Origin of the sequence: Plectonema cf. radiosum LEGE 06105 (genome assembly GCF_015207665.1) — a bacterium.
Classification (GTDB): Bacteria; Cyanobacteriota; Cyanobacteriia; order Cyanobacteriales; family Nostocaceae; genus Rivularia; species Rivularia radiosa_A.
Window position 1 is genome coordinate 36,535 of sequence record NZ_JADEWL010000043.1, and the last position, 12,348, is coordinate 48,882.

Consider the following 12,348-nt stretch of genomic DNA (forward strand, 5'->3'; position numbering starts at 1 on the left):
CAAGAGAAACAGCTAATTTTCGAGCGGGATAGGAGTAATTGGTGATGAAAAAAATATTTCCAGGAGTAGGGAATAGGATTAGAATTCTGCTCCCGTTGTCCCTACCCCTTCTGATCAAATTTACTTTCTATCAGCAGTAGAAACCCGTTTTAAATACAGTTGGACAATACCGTAGAGTATCAGAGATAAACCAACAATCCCCGCAGGTACTAACAGCCAGTTTTCTTGTAACATTCGCGACATTTTACTCAGAAGATTAGTATTTTCGATGCGACGAGTAGATGGAGCATTGTCAAAAAATGCTAGCTGATAACCGTCTGGATCATAAGCTAGGGGGTTTTTCTCTTCGCTACTAATTAATACGGTATCCTTCTGAAGTTGGAAAAACCAAGGGTCTTTATTTAATACTTGTCCGACTCTCTCTAACCCTGTTTCCGTCTGAGCAGTCAAAGCCAACACAACGCGATCGCCATTCCAAGGTGAGAGAATTTGCTTGATCATTCCTTGCTTATCTTGAGGAGCTTGGACGCTTGCTCTAGCTGAACCACGTAAGAATGATTGATTCAAGTTGAAACCTGAAGATTTAAAAACTTCGGGAAATGGAAATTTCTCTCGCATCCCAATTCCGACTAAATGCTCATTTTTACGCACTTCTTCGGGTAAGCTGTCTGAAGTATAAACATCTAGTTTGACTGAATCTGCACTACTCAATCTTCCTAAACGTTCGCTAAAAGCCAACATTGTCAAAATATCTGTACTATTAGGCTCTTGGGGAAGGACAATTGCTGTTTTCGATAAATCTTGGGGTGCAGCAAAGGGGAACCCATATTGCATTAATTTTAAGTCGGGTAGCTGTACGGAATTTTCCCGTTTTAAGTCGAAATTGGTATCAGCATGAACTGTACCTGTAAGTTGTTGGTCTGGGGGACTGATACAATTTGCTTTATCAAAGGGTTCTTTCGGATTCATCCGGAAAAATACCTGAAGTTTAGAATCAGGCTTAACCAATTTAGCTGGTAAATCTACTTTGAGATTTTTACGTATTTCTCCCTGATCTGAATCGAGACGCGCTCCACCGATGAAAACCCCATCTAATAAGACTTCTACAGCGGAAGTTCTCGGATTCATCTGTGGACTGTAGCTATAGACCAAGTTCATCGAACTACCACGTACAAATCTGTCATCCGGTAATGCACGGAAATCGATTTCAATCGGTGGAGCCGCAGAACCACGGACGCTAGAATCTCTAAAGGCATCACCGTTAAATTGAGTTTTAATCTCGCTTAGTTGAAAATTATTAGATTCGGGTAAAAAACGAGACCATTCTCTCTCTCCTGGTGTGGGAGCCTCTTCAAGCTTATTGATTAAAATTACTTGACCTGTACCCATTTTACGTGCAGAAGGTTGTGCTAAAAACTGTGCGGCTTTTGCAACTCCTTTTGCACCATTTCCAGTAGCAATTAGAACGGGAACTTTACCTTTTTGAGTAGTAGTTAAGATTAAGACTCCCGTATCTTCTGATATTGGGTTCTGATTAGAGTCTAAAATTTGAGATGCGACAATTTTACGAGGTAAATTCAAATCCGCTAAGGCTGGTTGTTCGCTGGGAGTACCGATGATTACCAATCTTTCATTAGTTGATGCATCTGCAATATCAGAGATCAGGTTTGTCTCGATAGGTCGAAAATCTGCCTGTCTTCCTAAAGAAGCTTGCAAACGTGCTGCTCCTTCTAGCCAAGATTGACTAGCCTTTTGAGGCTTTAAATATACTATCCGATTGGTTTCTAAATTCAGATTGTCAAAGAAAGGATAAGGATAGTTACTAAAGTTGAGCGGAATTGCTTTACGCTCGAATTTAAAAGCTAAATTTGAGTCTGGTAGAATTTCCGTCCATAAAGTTGGGTCTCCAGGGTCGCTACATCCGGAGGTATTATTTTGCTGGGCGACAATTTTAAGTTCGTTATATTCTTGTAGTAGTTTGGGGGGAATATTTAACAATACTTGACCTACCTGAGATTGTTTGCGATTCAGAGGGATACTACCGACAGCAGTGTCATTGACTAGTACTGTTAAGTTAGACCGATTAGCATACAGTGCTGGGGAATGTTGGAAGCGAATCAAGGCTTTTACTGTACCGATATTCCAACCACGAGGACGAGTAAAACCTAAACGACCTTCAGAATAGACCCCTCGTAAACGCATCCTGTTACCCACTACTGGACTACGATTGAATTCTAAAATATATTCTTCGTCGTATTTCGTGGAGGAAGTTGTTGATTTTGCGGTGTTATTGTTTCTATTTATAACTGCTTGAGCTAACAAAATATTTCCAGAGTTTTCTGAATCATATTTAGTAGCAGCTTGAGCATTTGGTAAAGCTGATAGCATACAAAAAGATACAATAAATGCTTTATTAACGGCTTTAGAGTTAAATAGATGCTTCATAACACAACTTTTTAATTATTAGGTGAATAAAATATGAAAAGGTTTTAAAATGCTTTATTTTTTGATGTGTAAAATACTTGAGTTAAGTATTTTGACTACTTAAGTATGACTGACTTATTTTATTCGCTTTTCAGAGAAAGATGCCATAACTTTTTAATTATTTTGTAAAAGTTCTTGAGAAATTGCTTCTGGAGATAGCAATCCTAACCAAGCTAAATTTTGAGTGTAATAAGCTCGATTATCATCCCAAACTTCTTGCTGATATTGAGGTAGCAATTTTTTCTCTAGCAATTCTTGAGCCAATTCTGGTTCTATCAGCCTAGCCGCAGCATAAAGCATGGCATATTGGGATGTCGCTTCGTAGTTTACTAAAGCTTTACCTTCAAGGTCGATCTGGGCTGGAATACTCGATTGTTCCCGCCACAGTTTGATCAGATGCCCAGTAGATGTTTCAAGATAGCTGCGTGCTTGAGATGAATTGAACCAACTGGCATCTAATGCGATTCGCCACCAAACTCGAAATGCATCAAAACTGTATATACTGCTTAACTGGCTCTCAGATGGTACAGGTTGATATTTCCCTGTCTTCGCATCAAGAGCAACCCAGTCACTAGGTAGATTTACTGCACTAATTTTGCGAGAATCTTCCAATACCTGATAGCTAGAATCTACCAAGCTCAACCAATCTCGTTCCGGGTCAACTTGAGCAAACAAGCGGAAAGCGTAGGGAGCAAAGTAGGAAGGGTTGAGATAAAATATGGATGAATTTTTCACAAACGCAGCCGCAGGACCTGGTAACAGATAGCGCTTTTTACCTGATGGTTCGACTACAGTGGAAAATTTCCACAAATCTTGCAGTTTCGTTTTAGCTAGTTTGAGGTATTCTGGACGATTCCACCGTCTGGATGCCAATATTAAAGCAGTAATCGCATCTATATCCCCATCACTAGCAAAGTTATCATCAACAGAACCCCAGCTACCGTCAGTTTTACGACCCCATTTCCAAGCCCATAAACTATCTACAGGTTTGCCGTTTTCCAACCTTTTTAAATTGTTTTCTCCCCAGTTTAACGTCAAAGCAAAGGTTGCAGGGTCATCGATCATTACCGCTCGTAACATCCCATAAGCTTGACCTTCACTAGTAGAACGATCGCTAGCTTCATAATCAATGACTCGTCCATCTCTTTGGATAAATCGCCGACGATAGCTTTCCCAACTTTCTACTAATAACTCTCTATTAGGAGTTGATGGAGGCAGGGCTGCCAAAAATTGAACGCGATTGTCCTCGATCGCTGATGATGTAGGTGGTGATTCCCAAGAATTACTGGGCGGTTTTTCGATGTTGGTGATTGAATATCCCCCTTTACAAGCATTTAAAGCAATCAAGCCGCATATAGCGATTATTTTGGGAATGTAATTCATTTTCAGAACCGTTTGCATTAATTTTGACGATTTATTCACAGGAAAATTATTGCAAGGAGAATTGGGTGTGAGAGCGAACAAAGTAAATATAGTTGAATGGTATTACTATTCCCTCAATAATACGTATAATTACCACAAAATTTCTTCTTCATCAAAAATTTGCCTGAAGATGATTTTTTACCGATTTTTACCACGACGTTCGTAGCTTTCCCAAGGTGGTTGAAAACCCCGTCGTTGGAGAAAGTCTTCTTGTATTTGCTGCATTTGGTTGGCAATTTCTGGGTTTCGTTCACCGTTGGTAATTTGTTCAATTTGCAGTTGTTCCAGAGCTTTCATCGCTGTTAAAGGTTTGTCAAAAATCGCATTGAGTCCAGCAAGAGCGCGACGTGCTTGTGTATCTTGGGGTTTTTGTGCCAATACTGCTGAATAAATTTGTTCTGCTGATGCAAATTGCCTCTGCTCAAAGCGAATTCCCCCCAAAGCGGCTAAAGCATCGACATCATCTGGTTGCTCTTTGATAATATTTTCATAAGCTTTACCAGCCATGCTTAAATCACCAACAGCTTGAGCCAACAGTGCTATTCTACGACTGGAATTAGCATTATTAGGAGTATTGCTAATCAACTGCTTCATTCGTAACCGTGCTTCATTTGGGTCACGTTGGGCGATCGCCTTTAACAGGTGTTGTTGCAATTGAATATTACTAGAATCTACTTCTACTAAGTAATTATACAGAGATTCGCGAGCTGGGTCAGTGGGTAGCTGTACGACTAAACTATACAATTCTGGTGGAGTATTGGTGACTTTTTGAGTTGCCAACCAATTATTTAAAACAGCTTCTGCTTCTGATTTAGAAATGCGTTTGGCTTGATAAGCAACACTAGTACGTCCCAACTGAGCAGTTATATCTTGGGGGTTGCGTTCTAATACTTGCTCGTATACTACTAAAGCTTCTTCAAAACGCTTTTGCTGCACTTTGACACCGACTAATCCCCGCAAAGCACCATCAATGATATCTGCTGGGGGATTATTGGTAAGTATGGCAAAATAGCGTTGAGCGCTGGCTTCTAAATTACCTTCCCGTCGTTCGATTTCTGCTGCGAGCAACTGTGTTGCCATGTCTGAGGCACCTGGGGATGTTGCCGTATAATTGGCTAAAGCCAGTCTAGCTTCAATGGTATTATCGAGTTGCAGATACATCTGAGCTACCCGAAAATTTAAAAACGGTACATTCACCCCTGTTTGCAAAAGATTTTGATACAAAGGTAAAAGTTGGGAATCGGGAGCATCCAAATCGGCTAATGCTACAGCTAATTGTTGCAGTTCTACTGAGTCTGCGGGTAAATTTTGCAATGTAGCCGTTAAGCGCTGCTTGACATCACTTTTGGTAATCATTGCCAATTTATATTCCAAAGCTAGCTGACGCACTATCAAACTTTTATCGTTGGGTAAGGTAGCAGCTAAACGTTTGTAAAGTTGTAATGCCGTTTCTTCTCCTTGAGGTAAACCACTAAATACATCAGCAATTTCCCGCAGCAGGGTAGGGGAAGGATTAGGGTTGTTTGCCAGAGCTTGACGGTATAAATTAGTGATTCTCTCGGTCAGGGTAGCATTGTTTGTATATTTACGGATTTCATTTAGCGATCGCGCTAAAGGTAAAATCGCATCTTCTCTATCCTGTAAAGGATCTAATACAGCTAAAGCTTGGGCTTCTTGTTTATTAGCAATATATGCTTGAGACAATTCCCCACGAGTAAGTATAGCTAACTGATCGAGGGTTTGAGAACGCTGTAGCTGTTTTTGTAAAATGTCTATGGCTGCTTGAGGATTGCCAGTTTTACGCAAGGTTAGAGCGTAAGCAACCGCAGCATAATCGGTGATTGGTTTTCCAGTGGTTTGATAGCGGTTGAATAATTCCTTGGCTTTTTGATAATCACCACTGTAACTATAAGTTTGAGCAGCACCGATGATTGCTTCCTCAGTCGGATTGTTGGCTAAGACAATTTGAAAATCGGCGATCGATTCGCTAAACTGTCCTTGATAAGAATACAACAAAGCTCTGTAGTAACGAGCTTGCACGTCCGAGGGGTTCAATTCAAGTAAGGTATTAAGAGCTTTAATACCGGGTTTGTTCCATTCGGGACGATAAGTACCCATCATCCCCACAATTTTCAAAGCCCCTTGATTGCTAGGGTCTTGCATCAATACTTGTTGATAAGCTTGAAAAGCGTCCTCAATGCGTCCCGCACGGTTGTAAGCAATGGCTAAACCGAGTTTGGCTTGCAAAGATTGCGGGTTGCTTTTTAGAGCTTGTTGAAAAGCACGAATCGCATCATCAACCCATCCTTTTTTGAGTAGATTATAACCTTGTTGGGTGGCTCCCGATGACTGAGCTTGTACAGGGGCTATATTGTGCAAAGCTGCCAGTGCAATTGGCAAAGTAAAAACGAAAAGATGAAAAGGTAACAAAGTAATGCCCAGAATTGCTTTACTATGTGTTTTTACTTGAAAAATCGCTAAATTCGCTTTGTAGAGCAAGTTTAGTTTATACCTCATCGCGCAAATCTCCCCCTTGGAGTTACATCAAAATCAGATTTAACTCTTACACCCAGCACTGTTTCGTTAAAGTCGTCTCTTCCCTGAACGGAAAAACCTAATCTGAGATTAGGAAGAAACTGAAAGTCGTAATAAAGCTCCAATACATCAAGCTGCTTTCCTTGACGCTTTTCATCGTTAGATAAACCGCGTCCATAGGCTAATCCCAATCGGTCATCAGGTGTAAATAAATCTAACAGACTAGCTCCAATTACATATGTATCTGCACCTTCTCCTAAATCTCGATTTTCATAACGACCATAGCGTCCAAAAAGCCCTAGTTTCATGCTGGGAATAAAAACTTCAGCATTTAAACCATATGCTTCTTCACGGTCATCTTCCAAAACCCCAAACCTGTCATTTCCGCGAGCAATTTGAAAGCTTTCTGGAAAAGAATCGCGATTTCCAGCATCTCTAGCAGTACTATAAGTACCGCGAATAATCGCATTACCGTAGCGAACCCCGACTTCACCAGCGAATCCATCCAAAGCAAATTCGCTCAAACTATCAGAAGATGAAAAAACAGCAGCTTTAGCATCAATATTGTCCGTAACGCTCCAATTAACCAGCAATCCAGGCTTCGATGATATCCCCGTCGCTGCTAAAGCCGGATTAGTTTGAAACACCGGATTAAAAAACTGACTCGCTCCATCTTTAGCAAAACTATTGCGGTCAAAATAAGATGTCAAATCCAACTGACCAACTGCAAATCTAAGATTAGGTAATCCTGATAAAGATGTTGCCAGATAAAGTTCATTGATATTCAAACCTTCCCGTCGAGAATCATCAAAAGAGCTACCTTCGCTTGTCAAATCCAAAGTTGCCCCAAACAACACTTGCGGAGTCAACGGATAAACTCCCGTAAGTCTAGCTCTTGCTGAAGTATCATCCCCTTGAGTTACAAAAACACCTTGCACCTGTAATGATGATTCCCTTAAAGCCGCACTAGTCCTCAAAGGGTTCAATTGATTATTACCTTGAGAAATCTGTGAAGCTGTCGGAATAATTGGAGTTGTTCCCAACTGTTGACTTGTAGTCAACGGAGCTGATGGAAGCATTCCCCCTTGAGAATTAAGCAATTGATTAAAAGTTGGTAAAGGTGCAGAAGTGGCAGAAACCTGTGGTTGTGACCTACGATAAGCATCAAGCATTTGCTCAAAAGTCGGTACCGGATTTAAACCTAATCTCTCTTTACCTCTTTCCTCAGCGTTCTCAGCGCCTCTGCGGTTTTTATTTCCGTAATCTTCTAACGGAAAACCAATTGTAGAATTCAACAATTGATTAAATGTTGGTACATAACCTGCATCCGACTGCTGCGGAACATTAACACCAGGAAGAGGTGGTAAAGGAGCAACTTGAGTAAATTCCTGACTGTTACTACCCGGAGGTGCTGGAAATGGAACAGCTTGAGCAATCTCAGTTTGAGAACCACCAATTGCAATAGATTGTTCGATGAGACGCTTAGTTTTACCAGTTATCTCTTCCTGGATAAAACTATTTTCTAATTGCTTGATATTGTCGAGCGGTGCATAAGTCGCTGGTTTTTCCGTGGGTAAAGTAGCACCAATAGGAGAAACATTCGGTGGTGGTGGGACTTCTTTTGATCGAAGTTTTGTTCTTCCACTGGGTATCGATGACTGTGGTACTCGCAGCAAATCACCAGAATAGGAAGTTTTATTTTCTTGTTTTTGAGAAGATATCAATTGGGCTTGAGAGCGATCGCCTAAACCCAAAGTCCCTAACACCGACATTGAAGCAGCGCAAAACAGCACATAAGATTTGTGTTTATGGAACTCTTTGATGAAAATCAATTTTTGGCTCTCTAGTATTTTAAGCTTCATTACCCCAGTTAATGTATAAATAAATATTTTGTTGCATAATGTCGCCACTTTAACAAAAAAAACTTATATCATCGAGGGGATAATACGTACTTTTGCAAACCTCGTAAATTTACAAAAAGAGTTGGTAAAGGTAGTAATTTTACGCTTAAATTTGGGCAAAATAAATAAAAATGTGGAAATTACACAGTTACTGAATCTGATTTTATTAACATTGATTTTATGAAACAGCAACATCTGGGATTTTTCAGCCAAAAAATAATTAAAATTTCTTTAGGGACCAATGTATTTATTGCTTCTAGTATGGCTTTGCTAGTAACTTCCGGTTGTATAAATAAATCACCAAATGAAGTCCAGTTAGAAATACAGGGCATACAAAGAGAGGATAGCAACGGTTTATACAAACTTATTGGCAGTACTAATTTACCAGAATCTAGCCGTATTGCCGTTACAGCAGTCCGTTATTTGCGATCGACTCCAGCAAATACAGAAGAAATAATCGATGATGATAAAAATATCAACCGTTCAATTTTGGCTCGCCAAATTGTAGAAGTCAAACAAGGAAAATGGCAAGCAGACTTGAATCTTTGGCAAGTCGCACCCAACGGAAATTTTCAGGAAGTATGGCAATTAGATCGAAATGACAAAAAATTAGCTCCGGAAAATGAAGTTAGTTTTATTGCAACTTTCGATCCCGCAGCTCAATTATCATCTTCAGATAAACAAAATTCTCAACAATCTACTCCGCAATATCAAAATCTGGAAGGTAAATCTTTACGATTTACTAATGAAGGAGAAAAATACGTACAAGCAAGTCAGTACCGCTCAATACCTTTACCTGTAGGTAAAACAGTAGCACCTCGTTTAGAGCCAGAAGATTTTAATGATGGCTGGGGAAATCGATATCAAATTCAACCTCAACCGCAAGATTCCACACCTATTTTACCTCCACTAACTAAATCCCAGCAGACTAATTTTCCTCTGATAACTTCGGAGTTTTTACGTTAATTAATATTCGGTTTATTTGTACAATAATCTGAGGCAGAGCCTCAAATATTAGTTCCCAAGCTGAGCCTGGGAACTAGTATTCTGACGGGTTCGTTTATTGCCGAAACCATGTAGAGACACTATATTATCAGCATCTCTACAACCCATCATATTTAATGGGACAGACTACTAGTACTCCGCCACATTAATTTTGATGGGTAATGGGTTCGTAGTGTCCGGGTTTCGCTCCCTGGTAGTAGCTAGTGACCTTTTCGAGTCGCACTACCTCAACCCCTCAAAACTTGTGTGGTCAAGTACTAGAATAGATAATATAAAAATAGCAGTAATTAATAAATTACTGCTAATAAAAAGAGATTTTTTATTTTTAAAATTACTTATTGTTTACGATTTTATCGAAGTGTAAACCTTTTAGATTTGAGCCATTAATACTTAAATAAATTTTATTTGTTGAGGCTCGTGAGTATCGTAGTAAATATTAATTGTTTCGGAATTTTTTGTGGGAATGTTATTTGTAGATTGAGTCATTAATGGTAGATTATTTTGCATTGCCTGCATTTGCAACATCATATCTCTAAGTTGTCTTTGTAGTTGTTCAAATTCTGCTGGTGTTATGCTAGTTTGACTTGTTTGGGATATATTAACAAGTTCTTTTTTAATATTGTTGCTTGATTGAGTATAGCCGAGGAAGTTTTGAGCAGAAGCAAATCCAGATGCAGCATTAGCTGGAGTTGTATCTCGCTTTTTATTTTCAAGTACACTATGTGAAGCTTTATCTGCTTGCGGTGGAATTTGCTCTACATCAAGTTGAGATGCATTTGGAGGATTCAAAGTCGGATAACTTTTGCTTGCTTTCAATGAGACTTGTTCATCCAAAAAATTATTCAGTCCAGAAACTTGCAATCGAGATTCTGAAAGTTTAAATTCCTTGAGTAATTCTTCTTTTTGCTGTAATTGCTGCTCTAATTGCGATAGTTGTTCTTCGATTTCTGCTGATTTACGAGAAGAATTCCGCCATCCACAAATCGCTACAGCAGCAATTCCAGCTCCTAAACTAAGTCCGGTAGAGACTACTACATAAGGTAAAGCAACATCTCTGAGCTTACCAAAGAAAAGAGTTTCTTCTTGAAACTTGATATTAATTTGTTTATCACCGATTGCCGCAAGTGGTATTGTCATCGCCGAAAAAACAGCCGCAGAAGCTAAAACTGGAGGTAAAATAAATTTTGTTAATGCAGATAGAGACATATTAAAAAGTTTAGTTATTTAAACAAAAAACGACAGATGCTGACCTTACTACTTTTATACTCTTTGTTTGAGAAGAATAAAAATAGTCATATATACAATTTGTTTGCTCTATTCGTTTCTAATCTATTCGTTAAACACTTAATTAACAAGAGTTTAAAGATAAAGAAATAGGCAAAGTAAATAAATTTTTTATAAACTATTTTTTGTGGTTAGCTGTACCGACATCGATTAAGTCTTGCTAAACGGGGATTTGATACTGTTCGGAACAATTTATCTTAATAGTTTCTCATACTTAAGTAATAAGTGATGTGTGGCAATAATCTATCTCTAGTGTTAGTTTGTTGATTTAACTTTATTCATCTGATTAAATCTGATTAAATAATTATTTTTTGATGCTATTTGCCGACAAAACAATCTGCAAATAAACGTATCAGGTATCAAGACTAAACTGCGATTAAATGAAAATAGGACTCAGTAATTATGCGTATTTTATTGATGTTTTTATCTTTAATTCATCTATTTATCAAAATTTTTCTGCTGCAAGCAGATACTCTTAGAGAATATCTAAGCAAAAATAAAGCACCAAAAAACAACTTCTACAAGAAAATACTGGTATTTACCATCACCTTAGTTTTGTGTTTGAATGGTAATTTTACAAACAAGTTAGGCAAACAAACGAGTTTTGCTAGAGCTACAACAGCCATGCAGCTACCACTTTCAACTCATGGTGCGAAAATTGTAGACGACAGAGGAAATCCTGTATTACTTCGGGGTGTCAACTGGTTTGGAATGGAAACAGAAACCCATGCTCCCCACGGTTTATGGTTACGGGATTATCAAGAAATGATGGCGCAAATCAAGAAACTCGGCTATAACTTGATTCGTTTACCATACTCCGTGGAAGCATTACGCTCATCTCAAGTTAGCGGGATTGATTTTACTATCGGTAGCAATCAACAACTTGAAGGTAAAACTCCCATAGAAATAATGGACGCGATCGTAGAGGAAGCCCAACGTCAAGGCTTATTGATTTTGCTGGATTCCCACCGTCTTAACGATCAACGAATTCCCGAACTATGGTACGGAGATGGATATACTGAAGCTGATTGGATTAATACCTGGTTGCAGTTGGCTCAAAGATATCAGAATCAAACTAACGTTATTGGTGCTGATTTAAAAAACGAACCCCATGGTAAAGCTAGCTGGGGTACTGGTGATTTAGCAACCGATTGGCGATTAGCAGCAGAACGTGCTGGTAATGCTATTGGAAATATAAATCCTAATTGGTTAATTGTAGTTGAAGGTGTGGAAAAAAATGTTCCCGGACAATATTTAGCTCAACATTGGCAAGGGGGTAATTTGGAAGGTGTACTGAAATACCCGGTACGTTTATCAGTCCGCAACAAGTTAGTTTATTCTCCCCATGAGTACGGACCTGGGGTATATAATATGCCTTATTTCTCCGATGATAAGTTTCCGCAAAATCTCGTCCATCGCTGGCAAATCGGTTTTAATTATATTTCTAGTCAGCAGAAGGCTCCCATTTTTGTGGGAGAATTTGGCGGACGTTTGAATGATAGTGAGAAAGAAGCCATTTGGCTGAATAAGTTTGTTAAATATATCGATGAACAAAACTTGAGTTTTGCTTTTTGGAGTTGGAATCCAAACAGCGCCGATACAGGAGGTATTCTTTTAGATGATTGGAAAAGTGTAGATTTACCGAAACAAAAATTAATTTCTCAATTACTCTCGGTTAAATTTACTGAGATATTCAGAAGGGAGTAGAGGATGGGGA

The 12,348-nt window shown here is 39.0% G+C and carries 7 protein-coding genes; 2 read left to right on the forward strand and 5 right to left on the reverse strand.

Annotated features, from left to right (window positions below):
• Positions 1 to 120: 120 nt before the first annotated feature.
• The 4 genes from IQ247_RS14585 to IQ247_RS14600 all read right to left on the reverse strand — a co-directional run bounded on the left by IQ247_RS14585 (position 121) and on the right by IQ247_RS14600 (position 8,303).
• Positions 121 to 2,445 (reverse strand): cellulose biosynthesis cyclic di-GMP-binding regulatory protein BcsB, encoded by a 2,325-nt coding sequence (locus tag IQ247_RS14585; protein WP_193921117.1) that lies wholly within the window; start codon positions 2,443 to 2,445, stop codon positions 121 to 123.
• 153 nt (positions 2,446 to 2,598) lie between these two features.
• Positions 2,599 to 3,867, reverse strand: a complete 1,269-nt coding sequence (locus IQ247_RS14590; RefSeq protein ID WP_193921119.1) for a family 8 glycosyl hydrolase — start codon at positions 3,865 to 3,867, stop codon at positions 2,599 to 2,601.
• A gap of 177 nt (positions 3,868 to 4,044) precedes the next feature.
• Positions 4,045 to 6,423 (reverse strand): tetratricopeptide repeat protein, encoded by a 2,379-nt coding sequence (locus tag IQ247_RS14595; RefSeq protein WP_193921121.1) that lies wholly within the window; start codon positions 6,421 to 6,423, stop codon positions 4,045 to 4,047.
• A complete protein-coding gene (locus tag IQ247_RS14600; RefSeq protein ID WP_193921122.1) occupies positions 6,420 to 8,303 on the reverse strand; it encodes a carbohydrate porin in 1,884 nt (627 codons plus the stop codon). The genes IQ247_RS14595 and IQ247_RS14600 overlap by 4 nt, the downstream gene beginning before the upstream one ends.
• 219 nt (positions 8,304 to 8,522) lie before the next feature.
• On the opposite strand from IQ247_RS14600, the gene IQ247_RS14605 reads away from it, so the two are divergent.
• Positions 8,523 to 9,308: a hypothetical protein gene (locus IQ247_RS14605; protein WP_193921124.1), complete on the forward strand. Its 786-nt coding sequence runs from the start codon at positions 8,523 to 8,525 to the stop codon at positions 9,306 to 9,308.
• A gap of 429 nt (positions 9,309 to 9,737) precedes the next feature.
• Here the strand turns inward: IQ247_RS14605 and IQ247_RS14610 are convergent, their stop codons facing one another.
• The gene (locus tag IQ247_RS14610) at positions 9,738 to 10,553 is read right to left on the reverse strand and encodes a hypothetical protein (protein WP_193921126.1); all 816 of its coding nucleotides are present in this window, start codon (positions 10,551 to 10,553) and stop codon (positions 9,738 to 9,740) included.
• A 480-nt stretch (positions 10,554 to 11,033) separates the two neighbouring features.
• On the opposite strand from IQ247_RS14610, the gene IQ247_RS14615 reads away from it, so the two are divergent.
• Entirely contained in the window at positions 11,034 to 12,338 is a 1,305-nt protein-coding gene (locus tag IQ247_RS14615) for a glycoside hydrolase family 5 protein (protein ID WP_228059746.1), read from the forward strand.
• The last annotated feature ends 10 nt before the right edge of the window (positions 12,339 to 12,348 follow it).